The 15,664-nt window shown below is 67.7% G+C and carries 17 protein-coding genes; 3 read left to right on the forward strand and 14 right to left on the reverse strand.

Features of this window, described 5'->3' with window-relative positions; translation table 11 throughout:
* Positions 1–3 precede the first annotated feature (3 nt).
* The 5 genes from Q7X29_RS31655 to Q7X29_RS31675 form a co-directional block, all read right to left on the reverse strand.
* Entirely contained in the window at positions 4–678 is a 675-nt protein-coding gene (locus Q7X29_RS31655) for a DUF3558 domain-containing protein (RefSeq protein WP_316576207.1), read from the reverse strand.
* The gene (locus tag Q7X29_RS31660; protein WP_316576208.1) at positions 641–1,003 is read right to left on the reverse strand and encodes a hypothetical protein; all 363 of its coding nucleotides are present in this window, start codon (positions 1,001–1,003) and stop codon (positions 641–643) included. The genes Q7X29_RS31655 and Q7X29_RS31660 overlap by 38 nt, the downstream gene beginning before the upstream one ends.
* A gap of 157 nt (positions 1,004–1,160) precedes the next feature.
* A complete protein-coding gene (locus Q7X29_RS31665) occupies positions 1,161–1,787 on the reverse strand; it encodes a DUF3558 domain-containing protein (protein ID WP_316576209.1) in 627 nt (208 codons plus the stop codon).
* A 225-nt stretch (positions 1,788–2,012) separates the two neighbouring features.
* Complete coding sequence (locus Q7X29_RS31670) at positions 2,013–2,648, reverse strand: DUF3558 domain-containing protein (protein WP_316576210.1); 636 nt, start codon at positions 2,646–2,648, stop codon at positions 2,013–2,015.
* A 1-nt stretch (position 2,649) separates the two neighbouring features.
* On the reverse strand, positions 2,650–3,012 hold the full coding sequence (locus Q7X29_RS31675; RefSeq protein WP_316576211.1) for a hypothetical protein: 363 nt from the start codon (positions 3,010–3,012) through the stop codon (positions 2,650–2,652).
* A 359-nt stretch (positions 3,013–3,371) separates the two neighbouring features.
* On the opposite strand from Q7X29_RS31675, the gene Q7X29_RS31680 reads away from it, so the two are divergent.
* The gene (locus Q7X29_RS31680) at positions 3,372–4,118 is read left to right on the forward strand and encodes a hypothetical protein (RefSeq protein ID WP_316576212.1); all 747 of its coding nucleotides are present in this window, start codon (positions 3,372–3,374) and stop codon (positions 4,116–4,118) included.
* A 71-nt stretch (positions 4,119–4,189) separates the two neighbouring features.
* On the opposite strand, the gene Q7X29_RS31685 is transcribed toward Q7X29_RS31680, so the two are convergent.
* Positions 4,190–4,537 (reverse strand): DoxX family protein, encoded by a 348-nt coding sequence (locus Q7X29_RS31685; RefSeq protein ID WP_316576213.1) that lies wholly within the window; start codon positions 4,535–4,537, stop codon positions 4,190–4,192.
* Positions 4,538–4,741: 204 nt separating this feature from the next.
* Here Q7X29_RS31685 and Q7X29_RS31690 point away from each other — a divergent pair, with 204 nt between their 5' ends.
* On the forward strand, positions 4,742–5,872 hold the full coding sequence (locus Q7X29_RS31690) for a serine hydrolase domain-containing protein (RefSeq protein WP_316576214.1): 1,131 nt from the start codon (positions 4,742–4,744) through the stop codon (positions 5,870–5,872).
* A 68-nt stretch (positions 5,873–5,940) separates the two neighbouring features.
* On the opposite strand, the gene Q7X29_RS31695 is transcribed toward Q7X29_RS31690, so the two are convergent.
* From Q7X29_RS31695 to Q7X29_RS31705, 3 genes are all read right to left on the reverse strand, one after another.
* The gene (locus tag Q7X29_RS31695) at positions 5,941–6,921 is read right to left on the reverse strand and encodes an Rpn family recombination-promoting nuclease/putative transposase (protein ID WP_316576215.1); all 981 of its coding nucleotides are present in this window, start codon (positions 6,919–6,921) and stop codon (positions 5,941–5,943) included.
* A 228-nt stretch (positions 6,922–7,149) separates the two neighbouring features.
* Complete coding sequence (locus Q7X29_RS31700; RefSeq protein WP_019049486.1) at positions 7,150–7,887, reverse strand: phosphoglyceromutase; 738 nt, start codon at positions 7,885–7,887, stop codon at positions 7,150–7,152.
* A gap of 98 nt (positions 7,888–7,985) precedes the next feature.
* Complete coding sequence (locus tag Q7X29_RS31705) at positions 7,986–8,879, reverse strand: ROK family protein (RefSeq protein ID WP_316576216.1); 894 nt, start codon at positions 8,877–8,879, stop codon at positions 7,986–7,988.
* A gap of 201 nt (positions 8,880–9,080) precedes the next feature.
* Between Q7X29_RS31705 and Q7X29_RS31710 the strand changes: the two genes are divergently transcribed.
* A complete protein-coding gene (locus tag Q7X29_RS31710) occupies positions 9,081–10,256 on the forward strand; it encodes a lipase family protein (protein WP_308248700.1) in 1,176 nt (391 codons plus the stop codon).
* A gap of 68 nt (positions 10,257–10,324) precedes the next feature.
* On the opposite strand, the gene Q7X29_RS31715 is transcribed toward Q7X29_RS31710, so the two are convergent.
* The 5 genes from Q7X29_RS31715 to Q7X29_RS31735 form a co-directional block, all read right to left on the reverse strand.
* Entirely contained in the window at positions 10,325–10,819 is a 495-nt protein-coding gene (locus Q7X29_RS31715) for a type III secretion system chaperone family protein (RefSeq protein WP_218722000.1), read from the reverse strand.
* Positions 10,816–12,174, reverse strand: a complete 1,359-nt coding sequence (gene mshA / locus Q7X29_RS31720) for a D-inositol-3-phosphate glycosyltransferase (protein WP_218722198.1) — start codon at positions 12,172–12,174, stop codon at positions 10,816–10,818. The genes Q7X29_RS31715 and mshA overlap by 4 nt, the downstream gene beginning before the upstream one ends.
* A 155-nt stretch (positions 12,175–12,329) precedes the next feature.
* Positions 12,330–13,313 carry an alpha/beta hydrolase gene (locus Q7X29_RS31725; protein ID WP_394358762.1) on the reverse strand — a complete coding sequence of 328 codons (984 nt, stop codon included), beginning with the start codon at positions 13,311–13,313 and terminating at the stop codon, positions 12,330–12,332.
* Positions 13,314–13,675: 362 nt separating this feature from the next.
* Positions 13,676–14,698 (reverse strand): alpha/beta hydrolase, encoded by a 1,023-nt coding sequence (locus tag Q7X29_RS31730; protein ID WP_218722001.1) that lies wholly within the window; start codon positions 14,696–14,698, stop codon positions 13,676–13,678.
* 128 nt (positions 14,699–14,826) lie between these two features.
* Positions 14,827–15,651: an alpha/beta fold hydrolase gene (locus tag Q7X29_RS31735; protein ID WP_316576217.1), complete on the reverse strand. Its 825-nt coding sequence runs from the start codon at positions 15,649–15,651 to the stop codon at positions 14,827–14,829.
* Positions 15,652–15,664 lie beyond the last annotated feature (13 nt).

Consider the following 15,664-nt stretch of genomic DNA (forward strand, 5'->3'; position numbering starts at 1 on the left):
TGGTCAATTCTCCTTACCGATGGATTTCTCGACGACCGAGGCGATGTCCATGATGTTGGCGCAGGGGTCGAGACCCTTTGTCTTGCCAAGACTTTGGACAAGCGTCCCGACGATAACGACACCGACGTCCGTCACCATGTGCACCTGGCACGCATCCTCGCCGCCCGGCTGTTCGCGCACCAGCCCTGCCTTTCGACCGTTGACGGTCGTCGGCTCCAACCAAGCGCCGTTCTTCTGCAAGTTCTCGTCCCAGGTCGTGTTTCCCGAGTCGACGTGGAGTGCAAGTAGGTTGCCGGGGCTGTCGAACAGGCAGGTCAGAAACGTGTACTCCGCGACGAGATCCGGGCCACGCTTTCTGGACTCGGGCCGAAAACCCGCTGACTCGATGTCGGCATCGCTGATCCACGTACAGGGGTCGAAGACCACCTTTGTCCGGCCCGACGATCTCGTGTACTTATTGTCCTGAGACGGCGGCTGCAGCTTTGGGTTTGTCAGCGTCGGCCGCGCTGACGACGTCGCCGCCGCACTTGCCGAACTCTCCGACATGCCAGAGGTAGTGCCGTCGTCGTTGGCGGCCAAGCCGCATGACGATGCCGCCACCATGACTAGAGCACAGCCCACAGTCGTCCAAAATCTCATGTCATACCTGCCCTGGTAGGTTGCGCAGCGCCGAAGCATTCAACTGGTCGGCCTCACTGAGGATTCCAGCAGCTTGGAGGTACCCGTCCGCCATACTGCGCGCCGCGGTCGCCATCTGCCCGAGCGTCTCCTTCGCTCGTACCGCTTTCTCAGCGAAGCCGCCCTGCAACTGCTGCGCCGACGCCAGTGACCCGAAACCATGGATGGTCCGGAGCACTTCCGCGTCCTTGRCCCACWCATCGCACATCGCCGCGAACCGCAGATACGCCGCAGCCACCTCCCGAGCCGCATCCGGCTCCATCGTCAACTGCCCCGACGACGCCGCATTCCACAACTGCGCGGCAGCATCCCCACCGATAGCCACAGGATCCCCTCCCAACGATGCCCACCGGAATCCTAGCGCCCCCTCCTCCGCACACGACATAGCTTTGTGATCAGCTGCTGTCGCCCGCTGACCTGCTGATCCAGCCCAGGCAGAATCGCGCTCAGCGGATTCTGCGCCCCTCCCCCGTCAGCCACCGTCAGTTCTCCGTACCGATGGATTTCTCKACRACCGAGGCGATGTCCATGATGTTGGCGCAGGGGTCGAGGTTCTGGGTCTTGCCAAGGCTCAGAACCAGGTTCCCGACGATGACGACACCGACCTTGGACTGAAGGTGCACCTGGCACGCATCTTCGCCCCCCGGCTGACCGCGCACCAACCCCGCCTGGCGACCGTTGACGGTCGTCGGCTGCAACCAGGCGCCGTTCTTCCGCAAGTTCTCATCCCACGAGACATTTCCTGAGTCCACGTGGAGCGACATTGTGTTGTCCGGGTTACGGAAGATGCATGTCAGGTACGTGTACTCGGCGACCAGGTCGGGACCACGCCGACGGGACTCCGAGTGCAAGCCCACCGACTCGATGTCGGCGTCGCCGATCCAGGTACACGGATCGAAGACGACCTTCTGTCGGCCGGTCGACTGCGTGTACTTGTTGTCCTGGGATGGCGGCTGGAGCTCGGGGTCGGTCAGCGTCGGACGCGCCGCCTGGGTCGTGGTCGACCCACCCTGAGCCGAGGGTTCAGGGCCGGCGGTGCCTGTCGACGAGCCACAAGCCGAGGCCGCCAGAGCAACGAGGATGCCGCCCGCGATCACTCTCGTTTTCATGCGTTATGCCTGCCTAGCTATCTCGCTCAACGCATCCGCGTTGAGCCGGTCCGCCTCACTCAGAATTCCCGCAGCCTGCAGATATCCGTCAGCCATGCCCCTCGCTGCCGTCGCCAGCTGCTGCAACACCTGCTTCGCGCCGATCGCCTTGTTCGAGAACCCCTGCTGCAACGACAGAGCAGGGTCAATGACCCGAAACCACATCGCCGCGAACCGCAGCCATCGTCAGTTCTCCTTACCGATGGATTTCTCGACGACCGAGGCGATGTCCATGATGTTGGCGCAGGGGTCGAGGTTCTGGCTTCGACCGAGGCCCAGGCTGTGGGTCCGGACGATGACGACGCCAACATTCGTCCGCAGGTGGACCCTGCACAACGAATCGTCCCCTTTCTCACCGCGCAGAAGTCCCGCCTGGCGACCATTGACTGTGGTCGGTTCCAGCACGTACCCGTTCTTTTGCAGGTCCTCTTCCCACGTGATGTTGCCGGAGTCCAGTCCGAGCGACATCGCACTGTCCGGGGTGCGGAAATCGCAGGTCAAGAACGTGTACTCGGCGACGAGATCCGATCCGCGCTTCCTGGAGCCGGGGCGAAAGCCCACGGACTCGATGTCAGCGTCGGTAATCCAGGTACACGGGTCGAAGACGACTTTCGGTCGCCCGGTCGATTGTGTGTACTTGGTGTCCTGAGCCGGCGGCTGAAGCCTCGGATCCGTCAACGTCGGACGCGCCGCCTGGGTCGCCGTCGAAGCGGCCGAAGTCTCCGAGACCGAGGCATCGACGTCGGTGGAACCCGTCGACGAACTGCACGCAGATGCAGCCAGTGCGACAAGGACACAACCCGCGATCGTTACGGCTTTCATGTCATGCCTGCCCAGCAATCGTGCTCAATGCTGTCGCGTTGAGCTGGTCCGCCTCGGCAAGGATTCCCGCAGCTTGCAGGTATCCGTCTGCCATCTTCCTTGCTGCCGACTCCAACTGCTCGAGCACCTGCCTCGCCGCCGCCGCCTTGTCCGAAAACCCTCGCTGCAAGTTCAGCGCGGAGTCGAGCGCCCCGAACCCATGGATATCTTGCAGACGCCCAGCGTCGTCAGACCAGGTCCCGCACATCGCCGCGAACCGCAGATACGACTGAGCCATCTCCCGAGCCGCATCCGGCTCCATCGTGAACTGCCCCGACGACGCCGCATTCCACAGCTGCGCGGCAGCATCCCCACCGATAGCCACTGAGTCCCTCCCTCGATGCCCCGCAAGTCTAGCGCCAGCGGCGACCTTGCCATGCCGAGGCGTCGACGACCGCAGCAACAACCCCGGCTGGATTCGTCACCTCGCGCACGGTCTTGACAGGCTACAAATCGGCGATCAGGGTGTAGACGGCACACAGGCCGGATCGGCACGTGAAACACGGTGGGGAGAAAAACTATTCATGCGAAATTCGCACAGCTCACGGCCGACACCAAGTGCAATCTTCTGACAGGCGAAAGGACACTGCCCTGTGGGTCTTTCCAGCGGGGCAGCAACGACGGCAGATCGTCTCGGCGGCAGGACTTTCAGGACCTACCGCACTCTGCGCAATCATCAGTTCGATGATGTGGCGAAGCGGCGACGATACGGCCGTCGCTGTTGCGAAATACGTAGGGGTCTTCGCGGTCGGGATGGGGTGCTTGCTTGTTGTTGCGGCCACCCAACACTTCCAGGTATTCCACGGCGGCAACCTCCGGTCAGGGGCCGACGAAGGTGACGCCGCCACCACCGTCCCAGGGTCGAAGACATTTTTCTGGGCCCAGCAAGCGATGTGGTTCTGCTACGCGATTCTTTTCCTGCCCGCGGCATATGAGATTGCAACCACCGCATGGCACGAATATTGGCACCTCGTTATCATATTCGCCGGAATCGGAACGTTCGCGACTATCCCACTCGCGGCCGCTCTCGCCGGACGACTCCGGCCAGGCAAGCTGATCCTCACTCCCCGAGCGATCGTCCATGAGGGCTGGAGTTCACGTACCCGGTTGTTGTGGGAGGACGTGAACAGAGTCCGAACCTCATTCGAGCGAGTTCCGATCATCGACATCGCGGGCATGAGCGGTGCCCGATGGAGTGTCTCCTATTACTCGCCATCTCCGAGCATCGTCGGCAGACCGAATCCAGCGTGGAACCTCGATCGGCCACCACATACCGGATGGGTGGTACTCGAGTGCCCCAGGTTCTCCGTCGACCGAGTCGCGCTGTATCGATACCTCGATTTCTATGCGGAGAACCCTGAGCTGCGCGATGAACTGGGAACAGATTCGGCGTTGGAACGCTGGCGGCTGTTGGCCGGCGATCGACGCTGATTCGCTTGGTGACGCACGCACCGTGCGGCTGATCGCCCCCAGCGTTCAGCCGCAGCGCTGTTGCCGGAAACTCAGGCGGCCAAGCCGAGGCCCAATGCGACGGCTACAGGAGCCAGGTACAGCACCGGGAAGGCGACGGTTTTGTACGAGCGGGCGCGCAGAACGGTTACTACCGCGCCGAGGAAGTAGAGGATGAGGCCGACGGCGGCGGCGATGCCGAGGGCGGGGATCCACAGGCCGGCGATGAGGCCGAGCGCGCCTGCGGCCTTGGCGAAACCGAGCGGGGTCCACCAGGTCTGGGGGACGCCGTATTCGATCAACGGATCGACGACGAAGGGGGCGCGGCGCAGGAGCGAGACGGCCGAGAAGCCGACCCAGAGGGCGGCGAGGACGGTGACGATGACGTACGCGGTGTGCATGGTGTGCCTCCTTCGGCAGCCGCGGTGTTCGCGGCGTCTACCGAGGTGACGATGTAGGCGGGGTGGGTGTGACATCCGGGGACGGGTCGCCGAATTCTCGGGTGTCGCCTGGTGATTCGCCGGTCGGGCCCGTACCCCGGTCCGAGGCGATGGCAGTACCGCAGACCGATGTGGGTGGCGGCTGGGGATTTCTACCGTCGGATCATGCGAACCAGAGTCCTCGTTCTCTCGATCGGCACGGCCGCCGTGCTTCTGTCGGCCTGCGCGACCAGCGCGGCCGAGCCCGTTCCGGCGCCGTCGGGCGTCCACGCTCGCGCGGACATCGTGCGAGGCGATCTCGACGGGCTGATCCGTGCCGGTGCGGTGGGAGCCTTGGCCACACTCACCGACAACGGCGTCACCACCGTGCTGGCGGCGGGCAACGCCGATCTCGCGGCGGGGAGGCCGATGCCCGTCGATCCGGCCCAGCACGTCCGGGTCGGCAGTGTCACCAAGAGCTTCACCGCCGCGGTGGTCCTGCAGCTGGCGGCCGAGGGCAGGGTCGATCTCGACCGGCCGATCGAGACGTATCTGCCGGGCCTGCTCACCGGGGACGGCGTCGACGGCCGCGTCATCACCGTCCGCCAGCTCCTCGGACATCGGAGCGGACTGCCCGAGCCGACCGAGGCCCTCGGCGTGAACGAGCACACGGCGGCCCTGCTGGGCCGGACCTTCACGCCCGCGCAGGAAATCGCGCTGGCTCTGCGCTACCCCTCGCAGTCCAGCCCGGGTGCTCGGTTCGACTACACGAACACCAATTACATCGTCGCCGGAATGCTGATCGAGGCGGTGACCGGACGCGGCTACGGCGAGGAGCTGCGCGACCGGATCCTCACCCCGCTGGGTCTGTCGGGCACCTATCTCCCGGCCACCGGCGAGACCGGCCTGCGCGAACCGCATCCGACCGGCTACACCACCGTCGACGGCACGATCGCCGACGAAACGCGGATGGAGCCGTCGGTGCCATGGGCCTCCGGTGCGTTGGTCAGCACCGGGGCCGACCTCAACCGCTTCTACACCGCGCTGTTGTCCGGCCGGGTGGTGCCGCTGACGCAACTGCGGCAGATGCTCGACGGAGTCGACATGGGCGGCGACGACGGCATGTCCTACGGCCTCGGGGTCGGCTACGCCCAGCTACCGTGCGGCTCCCGCTTCGTCGGCCACGTCGGGGGTGTTCGTGGTTTCACCGCTGTCGCAGGCGCCACTGAAGCAGGACGAGCGGTCGCCTTCTCTTTCACCGGAACCCCCACCGCCACCGAGATCGCCACGTTGCTCACCCACGCACTGTGTGACTGATCACGGACGATGGACCGAACACAGACGCCGGCGGTCGACAGGCCCTGGCCAGGGTGGCTCGCCGACTGTCAGGCGAAGATCTCGTCGATAGTGTCGGCCGACAGCAAGCGCTGCGCCCACACCCGCAACTGATCCGAATCGGCAGAACGGACTCGCGCCACGATTTCGGCCTGTACCGCACCGAATTTCCCAGCCAGGAGCTCGATGAGTTGCTCCGCCCGTCCCCTGGCCTCGCCCCGGGCCTCGCCCCTGGCTTCGCCCTCAGCGCGTAGACGTTCCGCTGTCGTCACGATCGCCTCCTTCGCGCGCGGACCGAGTTGCTCGATCACCCGATCCAGGTCTTCCTGGGGTGTATCACCCACGATCAGGATGTAGCTGAACGTCGGTCGGAGGTCGATATCGGGATCGGCCTCCATGGCTTGCAGATCCTCGATCAGGTCCAGCATATCGTCCCCGAGGTGAGTGCTGCCGGGTGCGATCTTGTGCAGGATCAGCATCACGCGAGTCGCCGGGGTGAGGTCGCGGGTGTGGAGTGCGGCCAGGTCCAAGGCGGCGACGTCATCGAGGAGGAAGGAGAATCGAGGCAGGTAGGGATCGAGAAGGTCGTATGTCGGTCCGTCGAGGTCGAACAATGGGCGCAGTTCGGTGGGGGCTGTCCAGCGGCTGGCGTGCCCACTGTGGACCACCAGCGGGATCACCGGCGGCAGTGTTTGTGCGCCGGGGTATTCGCGGAGGTGTTGGGCCCAGATGTTGACCACGTACTCCAGCATTCGCAGCGCCATGAAGCGGTCATTGCCGGACTGGTGCTCGATCAAGACGTACAGGTAGGCGTCCCTGCCGTCGAACTGCACGCTGTAGAGCAGGTCGCTGTAGCGCGAGCGCAACTCCCGGGATACGAAACTGCCTGGCTGCAGGTGCAGGGTCGCCAGGTCGAGTTCGGCGGCAATGGCGGCGGGGAGCGCCGCGCGAATCTCGCTGGCGGCGTCGACAGGCCTGGCCATGACGCACCGGAAGTAGGCATCATGTGGATTCGACGGAGGCGAGACCATGCGCGCGAAGGTACGCCCATCGCCTGCCGGACCGCGAATCACCCAAATCGGCCGTGCAGCAATGGAATACAGTCTGGTCAGAAATGTGGGGCCGGCCTGGCGATCATCGCGCAGGAGCCATCCGGTCGAGCGGCGATGCCGGACCCCGGAGTGTGGCATCGACCCGACCTCGTACCGAACGAGATCGGCCCCGCACCGGTGGACGGTGCGGGGCCGATCGGGAAACGACTACTTGCCGCCCTGGTTGGCGACGGCGGCGGCGCCTGCGGCGGCGGCCTCCGGGTCCAGGTACTCGGCCGGCTTGACCGGGCGCAGGTTCTCGTCGAGCTCGTAGCGCAGCGGGATGCCGGTGGGGATGTTCAGGCTGGAGATGTCCTCGTCGGAGATGTTGTCGAGGTGCTTGACCAGCGCGCGCAGGGAGTTGCCGTGGGCGGCGACCAGGACGGTCTTGCCGGTGAGCAGCTCGGGGGCGATGGTGGTCTCCCAGTACGGGATCATCCGGGCGACGACGTCCTTCAGGCACTCGGTCTTGGGGACCTCGATGCCCGCGTAGCGCGGGTCGCCTTCCTGGCTGTACTCGTTGTCGTCGGCGATCGGCGGCGGCGGGGTGTCGTAGCTGCGCCGCCACAGCATGAACTGGTCCTGGCCGTACTGCTCGCGGACCTGCTCCTTGTTCTTGCCCTGCAGGTCACCGTAGTGACGCTCGTTGAGGCGCCAGTCGCGGATGACCGGGATCCAGTGCCGGTCGGCGGCGTCGAGCGCGTTGTTGGCGGTGCTGATCGCGCGGCGCAGCAGCGAGGTGTAGACGATGTCGGGCAGAACGTCGTGCTCGGCGAGCAGTTCGCCGGCCCGCTTGCCCTCGGCGATGCCCTTGTCGGTCAGGTGGACATCCACCCAGCCGGTGAACAAGTTGAGGGCATTCCATTCGCTCTCGCCGTGGCGCAGCAGCACGAGGGTGTAGGTCATGGGGTCATTCTGGCATTTCGCCGATACTTCGGGCCCACCCACCTGCTACGCGGGCGGGATGACGGCCACCGGGATGCCGCGGGGATGCCCCGCGAGGTTCACGCCGCCGCGGCTTCCGCCGCCAACACCCCCGCGCCGACGAGCGTCGCGCCGTCGGCCAGGGTCGACAACTCCACCGTGAGCCCGCGCACGAACTCCAGGCGCGCGTGCCGGGCGACCGCCGCGCGCAACGGCCCCCACAGCGGCTCGCCCGCGTGCGCGAAGCCGCCGCCGATCACCACCCGGTCCACATCGAGCAGCGCGGCCGCGCTGGACACCGCCTGTCCCAGTGCGGTTCCCGCCCGCGCCAGCGCGGCGGTCGCCACGCCGTCGCCGTGGCGCGCGGCCTCGGCGAGCTCGATGCCGGTCGAGCCGGTCCAGCCGTGCTCGCGCGCCCAGCGCACCGACGACAGACCGCTCGCCACCGCCTCGACGCAACCGAACCCACCGCAGCCGCACGGGGTGTCGTCCCCCGGGACGATGATGTGCCCGACGTGGCCGCCGTTTCCGGTGCGCCCGACCAGGACTCGCCCGTCGGCGATGATCCCGCCGCCGACCCCGGACGACACCGTCAGCGCCAGCCCGTTGTCCACTCCGCGCAGCCCACCGACCCGGTGTTCGGCCAGCACCAGGCACGCGCCGTCGATAGCCAGCCGGACCGCTGCGGCCGGGAACAGCGCCCGCACGTGCTCGACGATCGCGAACCCGGCGCGCCACGGCGGCAGGTTCAGCGGACGGACGACCCCGGCGGGCACGTCGACCGGTCCGGCCGAACCGATCCCGACCGCCGTGACGACGGTGTCGCCCGCCACAACGCGCAGGAGCTCCCGACACACCGCCCACGGATCGTCGGCGGCGGTGGCGGCGCGGCGCACTCCGCGCAGCGTGAAATCCGGATCTACCAGTCCCGCAGCGAATTTCGTCGCCCCGATATCGAGCGCGAGTGCCGTCATCACCCCTCCTGTCCGCGCGCCGCCCGGCACCTCGTCGCCGCAGTACAACAGGGCCGCGCGGCCTATCCGATGTGAGAGATCACAGCGTGTGGCGCGCGACACTTTGACTACTGGTTGGTACGCACGGCCCATTTTCGTTAGATACTTCGACGCGGGTCGGGTCTTGTCAGCTGGGCAGCACAACTCTGATGAAGGATAGCTGTGTCGAAATTCGTTGTACTGGTGTTGAGCCTGCTGTCGGTGGGGTTCCTCGCCGCACCGGCGGGCGCGAACCCGTTGTATCCGACCCCCGATCCGGATCCGTTCTTCACGGCGCCGAGTGACATCGCGGCGCTGGCGCCCGGTGACGTCGTGCGCAAGCGTCGTATCGACACCCTGCTCTACCCCGGGACCGAGGGCTGGCAGATCGCGTTCCGCTCCACCAACTCCGCGGGCAACGCGATCATGGGCGTCACCACCGTGCTGATGCCGATCGGCGTGAAGAACCCGCCGCTGGTGTCCTACCAGGCGCTGATCAACTCCATCGGCACGCGCTGCAACCCGTCGCAGTCGCTGTTCAACGGCGAGCTGCAGGACGCGCCCGGCGCGATGCTGCCGTTGCAGCGCGGCTGGGCCATCTCGGTCCCGGACTACCTCGGCCCGACCGTCGCCTACGGCGCGGCGCGGCTCAGCGGCATGGTCACCCTCGACAGCGTGCGGGCGGTGCAGAGGGTCGCCGAACTGGGCGTGGGCAACTCGCCGGTCGCGATCGCCGGGTACTCCGGCGGCGGCATGGCCACCGCCTGGGCGGGTGCGCTGCAGCCGACCTACGCGCCGGAGCTGAAACTGTCCGCCGTGGTCGCCGGCGGCATCCCCGCCGACCTGGAGCTGATGGCCGATGCCCTCGGTTTCGCCCCGCACCCCGGCTTCGGCCTGGCCTTCGCCGCGGCGATGGGCATCGAGCGCGAGTACCCCGAGCAGGTGCCGGTCTCGGACCAGCTCAACGAGAACGGCCTGTGGTTCCGTGAGTTCACCAAGGACGCGTGCCGTCGATTCCTGCTGTTCCACGGCATCTTCCGCAATGCCGAGCAGATGGCGGCGTCCAAGGAACTGATGACCAGCCAGGTGGCGCGCGGCGTGCTGCGCGAGAACAGCCTGGTGCACTTCACCGGCGCGCCCACCGCGCCGACCTACATCTGGCAGGGCAAGTACGACACCCTGACCCCGTACGGTCCGGTCGCCGAGTCCGTCGCCCACTTCTGCGCCAAGGGTGCCCCGGTGCAGCTGACGACGATCGAGATCTCCGAGCACATGACCGCCGCCGCGGCCGGTTTCGTCGACGCCTGGAACTACGTCGAGTCCCGGTTCCGCAACGAGCCGGTGCCGTCGAACTGCTGAGCTGACAGAGTTGCCGAAGCCCCGCCGGTCGTGACCGGCGGGGCTTCGGTTCTGTCGAGGACCAGGACTCAGACCTGGTCGGCCTCGTCGATCAGATGCTCGAAGGCGCGCAGGTTCTTCAGCGACTCACCGCGCGAGACACGCCACTTCCATTCCTTGCGGATGGATTCCGCGAAGCCGAGTTCGAGCAGGACGTTGAAGTCGGTGTCGACGGCCTCGAGGATCTGGCCGAAGATCCGATCGAGCTCGTCGGGGGTGACCGACTCGGTCGACATCCGGCCGACGAGATAGATGTCGCCGACATTGTCGAGGGTGTAGGCCACCCCGTAGAGGCGGCGGTTGCGGCGCAGCAGGTACTTGTAGACGCCCTCGAAGTTCTCGTCGGGCTTGCGGCAGACGAACGATTCGATGCGCACGCCGTGCTTGCCGACGGTCAGCATCACCGTGGTCTTGAGCTTGCGCTCGCCGGGCAACACGACGATGAAGGTGTCGTCGGAATGGCGGGTGTATTCGATCTCGCGGTCGCGCAGCGTTTCGTCGATGACCTGCGATACGGCGCTCACCTGCGTACTCCCGTCCGGCGCCGCCACAGCGCCCGCGATCTGGCCTGGCTGGTCTCGCCCGCGTGCAGGGCGATCGGGCCGCGTTCGGCGCGGAACCCGGCCATCGCGGCAGCGTAGCTGTCGAGCAGTCCCTCGGCGGTGTGCGCCCAGGAGAACTCGCTGGCGTGCGCGACGGCGGTGGCGCTCATCCGCGTCAGGCGATCCGGGTCGTCGAGCAGGGCGGCCAGCGCGTCGGCCCAGTCCGGGGTGCGGTGGCCCGGCACCAGCAGACCGGATTCGCGGTGCCGCACCGCGGTGCCGAGACCGCCGACGTCGGCGGCGAGCACCGGGGTGCCACTGGCCTGCGCCTCGATGGCGACCAGACCGAAGGATTCGTTGTAACTGGGCACGGCGACGACATCGGCCGCGCGGTATACCCGCACCAGCCGGTCGGCGGGCTGCGGCGGCAGGAAGGTGACGTGCTCGGTGATCCCGAGATCGGCCGCCAGCTCGATCAGCGCGTCGGGGCGGGCCAGGCCGGAGCCGGACGGTCCGCCGACGATCAGCACCCGCAGCTTGCGGCGGGGATCGCGGCGCAGCAGCGCGGCCGCGGCGCGCACCAGCACGTCGGGCGCCTTGAGCGGCTGGATGCGGCCGACGAAGGCCACGACCTGCTCGTCGGCCCGCAGGCCCAGCTCGGCGCGGGCCGCGAGCTTGTCGCCGGGCCGGTAGCGGGTCAGGTCGGCGCCGGGCGGCACCACGTCGATGCGATCGGGCGAGGCGCCGTAGAGGTCGACGAGCTGGCGGGCCTCGTCACCGGTGTTGGCGACGAGCCGGTCGGCCTCGGCGATGACCTGCTTCTCCCCGATCACCCTGGTCTCGGGTTCGGGGGCGTCGCCCTCGGCGAGCGCGGCGTTCTTCACCGCGGCCAGCGTGTGCGCGGTGTGCACCAGCGGCACCCGCCAGCGGTCCCGCGCCAGCCAGCCGACCTGGCCGGAGAGCCAATAGTGGGAGTGCACGAGGTCGTAGTGGCCGGGCAGGTGGCGCGCCTCCTGGCGCAGCACCTCGGCGGTGAACGGGCACAGCTGGGTGGGCAGGTCGTTCTTGTCCAGCCCCTCGAACGGTCCGGCGACCACGTGGCGCACCAGCACACCGGGGCCCGCCTCGGCGACCGGCGGCAGATCCGACGAGGTCGCGCGCGTGAAGATCTCCACCTCGGTGCCGCGTTTGGCGAGCTCGAGCGCGGTTTGCAGCACGTAGACGTTCATGCCGCCCGCATCGCCGGTTCCGGGCTGCGCCAGCGGTGACGTATGCACCGAGAGCACCGCGATGCGGTGGGGCAAAAGTTCCGGACGACGCTGACTCACACACTCCAGTGTGCACGCCGCGACACCGCCGCCGACATCCCTACCGGGATCGGTGACGGTAGTCACAGCATATTCGTGAGTGAGTTCACCTGTGCTTCGACACGAGCCTGCCGGATACGCGGCCTGTGTGCCAGCGAATTTCGGACATGGCGTTCGCGGCGGGATCAGCGGTGCAGCGCCCTCTCGAACAGCGGCCAGGACTTGTGCAGATCCTGCTGCCAGTAGCCCCAGGAGTGGGTGCCGTTGGGTCGCAGATCGACGGTCGCGGGGATCCCGAGCGATTGCAGCCGGTCGCGCAGCTGCTGGGTGCAGGTGCCGGTGACCGCCTCCAGCGACGCGCCGAAGAGCAGTTCCATGGTCCGCTGCACCGGGTCGTCCCCGACGCCGATGGTGTCGAACGGTCCGGGAATCCCGTTGCCGGAGGACAGGTACACCTCGGTGCCGCGGAAGATCTCCGCGTGCAGGTAGGGATCGTTGGCCGTCCACGCCGGATCGGTCGGCGGCCCCCACATGTTGCGGACGTTGCCGAGCCTGCTGCCGACCACCGCGCTCACGATCGCCTGTCCCCGCAGGTCGCTGGTGCGCACACACCCGCTGTAGGACCCGATCGCCCTATACAGCCCCGGTTCGGCGAGTGCGAGCTGGAACACCGCGGTGCCCGCCATCGACAGTCCCGCAATGGCATTGGCGCCGGTGCCGCCGAACGCGGCGTCGATCACCGGCGGGAGCTCCTTGGTGAGGAAGGTAGTCCAGCGCTGCTTGCCGAGCACCGGATCGTCGGCGCGCCAGTCGGCGAAGTAGCTGCCCGCCCCGCCGAACGGGATCACCACATTGACCTGTTTGTCCTGGAAGAACTCGACGACGTCGGTGCGATCGAGCCAGTTCCCGTCGCTGCCGCCGCCGACCCCGTTGAGCAGATACAGCGTCGGCGCAGGGGAATTCGGGTCGGCGGCCCGCAGCACGCGTGCCCGGGCGACGGTGTCCATCGCGGGCGAGTACACCCCGATGTCGATGGTGCGATCGGCCTCGATCCGCCGGTCCTCGATCCGTGCCACGGGCTCGGCCGCGGCTGGCACCGCGACCACCGACCCCGCGAGCACCGCCAGCATCACCCCGGCGATCCGAGCGCCCACTGCCCGACCGAACATCATCGAACTCCGCTCTCGACGCCGAACCCACTTCCTCTGCGATCAAACGGCATTCCCGAACGCTACACACGAATTCACCGAAACATTGTGACGATTACCAGAAGATTTATGGCGCGCCTGTGCGTTCGAACTCCTTAGGCACAGGACACAATCACAGTCGTATCACATCGGCTCCCGACACCACGATGACCGGCCGAAACAGCGCCGACTACCTGCGGTAACAGCGCCCGAACCCGTACCCATAGAGTGCAATATTGCGAACTCCGCGGGCAGCCGGAATCGCCTCGCATTTGCTGTGAAAAGACCCACCGGATTCTTTTCCGGCATCGTTCGCTCGCGCGATCGGACAGCGAATATTCGATTCAGCCGAGGCGCAGAGCGCGCGCGAACAACGGCCAGGAGCGGTGCAGGTCGTCGTTCCAGTAGCCCCAGGAATGGGTGCCGGCGGGACGCAGGTCGACGGTGGCGGGGATGCCGAGTTCGCCGAAGCGGACGGCCAATTGGCGGGTACACAGGCCGGTGACGGCATCGAGGGCGCCGCCGACGAGGAGCTGGTCGAGCAGTTTCATCGGGTCGCCGCCGATGCCGGGACCCGCCGTGGTGTCGAGGTCGCCGGGCAGGCCGGTGCCGGAGGCCACGTAGATGGCCAGGCCGCGCAGCCGGTCGGCGTGCAGGAAGGGGTCGTTGGCGGCCCAGAGCGGGTCGCCGGGTTGTCCCCACATGTTCACCGGGTCGCCGTTCTGGCCGGAGACGACAGTGTTGACGATGGCGTGGCCCTGCGGGCCGCTGGTGGACACGCAACCGCTGTAGCTACCCACCGCGCGATAGAGCTGCGGCGCGGCCAGGGCCAGCTGGAAGGCCGCGGTACCCGCCATCGAGACCCCGGCGATGGCATTGGCTCCGGTGCCGCGGAATTCGGCGTCGATCACCCGGGGGAGTTCGCGGGTGAGGAAGGTCGTCCAGCGCTGGCGGCCGAGCACCGGATCGTCGGCGCGCCAGTCGGCGTAGTAGCTGCCCGCGCCGCCGATCGGCATCACCACGGTGACCTGCTCGTCGGCGAAGAACTGCTCGGAGTCGGTGCGGGTCAGCCAGTTTCCGCCGTCGCGCCAGTCACCGGTGGCGCTGCCGCCGTCGACCCCGTTGAGCAGGTACAGCACCGGCGCCGCGGCCGCGCGGTCGGCGGCGGGCAGCACGGCGACGTGCACCGGCTTGCCCATCGCCCCCGAGTACACGACCAGGTCGACGACCCGACCCTGCCCCGGCGTCGCCGAGATCAGCCGCGCGGCGTCCACACCGCGCGGATCGGGCGGCGCCGCGCCCGCGACCGCGTGGGCGCACACCAGCCCCGCGACGAGAAGCAACCCACACCGTGCCAGGACGCTCATGCGTCACCTCCCTGCCCGGCCGAGAACGAGACCGTGCGAGAGAGGTTAGGCAGGTCAGGCTGCCCCCACCCGCATTTCTGAAACATTCACAGTTCACAGCGGCGGGGGCGCGGGTCCGCCGCCCGAACTCAGTCCAGCGCGTCGACGAACGCGCTGACCTCGGCGAAGAAGCGCGGGCGGTCCTCGATGAAGAGCCCGTGCTGGGCGCCCTCCCACAGCGAGAGGCGGGCGTTAGGGGCATTGTCGGCGATGTAGCGGCCGTTGGCGGCGGGCACCACCGGATCCTCGGTGCCGTGCAGGACCAGCACCGGAATGTCGAGACCGCGCAGGGTGTCGGTGTTGTCGATGGTCCGGTAGAACAGCGCCTTCCGCACCGAAGGCGGGGTGGCCAGGCTGGTGCCGAACAGGCGCTGGGCGTCGACGCCCTTGTCCGCGCCGGGGCCGGTGTTGGCGTTGCCGAACGCCGAGAAACCGCGCACCGCGCGCCCGGCCGCCTCGTCGAAGACGCCCGGAATCGCCTTCTCCATGGCCGGACCGGTGGCGGCGCCGGGCACCTTCGGGCCGATATTGGCCGGGGCACCGCAGTAGACGACCGCGGCGACGGCGGCAGCGCCGTAGGTGGCGAGGTAGTCGGTGGCGACGATGCCGCCGTAGGACCAGCCCAGCAACACCGCCCCCGAGGCGATGCCCTCGGCCGCCAGCACGGCGGCGACATCGGCGGCCCACGCCTTGGGATCGTCGTACCCGGCGCCCGGATCGTCGGAGTACCCGTGCCCGCGCAGGTCGACGGCGACGACGCGGTAGCGCTGCGCCAGATCGTCGGCGGCCGCGCCCCAGCAGCGCAGATTGCCCGCCCAGCCGTGCAGCAGCACCAGCGGCCTGCCGGTCTCCGGGCCGCTGACCCGGTAGACGATCCTGGTTCCGTCGGCACTGACAGCATCACGAATAGCCATGCCGACAGGCTAA

Origin of the sequence: Nocardia canadensis, assembly GCF_032656385.1 — a bacterium.
GTDB classification, from domain to species: domain Bacteria; phylum Actinomycetota; class Actinomycetes; order Mycobacteriales; family Mycobacteriaceae; genus Nocardia; species Nocardia canadensis.

What these genes read in the sequence shown, in the direction of transcription:
- Q7X29_RS31655 (WP_316576207.1), bottom strand. Translation starts at nt 678, where the DNA reads ATGCTTCGGCGCTGCGCAACCTACCAGGGCAGGTATGACATGAGATTT.
- Q7X29_RS31670 (WP_316576210.1), bottom strand. Translation starts at nt 2,648, where the DNA reads ATGAAAGCCGTAACGATCGCGGGTTGTGTCCTTGTCGCACTGGCTGCA.
- Q7X29_RS31680 (WP_316576212.1), top strand. Translation starts at nt 3,372, where the DNA reads ATGATGTGGCGAAGCGGCGACGATACGGCCGTCGCTGTTGCGAAATAC.
- Q7X29_RS31685 (WP_316576213.1), bottom strand. Translation starts at nt 4,537, where the DNA reads ATGCACACCGCGTACGTCATCGTCACCGTCCTCGCCGCCCTCTGGGTC.
- Q7X29_RS31690 (WP_316576214.1), top strand. Translation starts at nt 4,742, where the DNA reads ATGCGAACCAGAGTCCTCGTTCTCTCGATCGGCACGGCCGCCGTGCTT.
- Q7X29_RS31695 (WP_316576215.1), bottom strand. Translation starts at nt 6,921, where the DNA reads ATGGTCTCGCCTCCGTCGAATCCACATGATGCCTACTTCCGGTGCGTC.
- Q7X29_RS31700 (WP_019049486.1), bottom strand. Translation starts at nt 7,887, where the DNA reads ATGACCTACACCCTCGTGCTGCTGCGCCACGGCGAGAGCGAATGGAAT.
- Q7X29_RS31705 (WP_316576216.1), bottom strand. Translation starts at nt 8,879, where the DNA reads ATGACGGCACTCGCGCTCGATATCGGGGCGACGAAATTCGCTGCGGGA.
- Q7X29_RS31725 (WP_394358762.1), bottom strand. Translation starts at nt 13,313, where the DNA reads ATGTTCGGTCGGGCAGTGGGCGCTCGGATCGCCGGGGTGATGCTGGCG.
- Q7X29_RS31730 (WP_218722001.1), bottom strand. Translation starts at nt 14,698, where the DNA reads ATGAGCGTCCTGGCACGGTGTGGGTTGCTTCTCGTCGCGGGGCTGGTG.
- Q7X29_RS31735 (WP_316576217.1), bottom strand. Translation starts at nt 15,651, where the DNA reads ATGGCTATTCGTGATGCTGTCAGTGCCGACGGAACCAGGATCGTCTAC.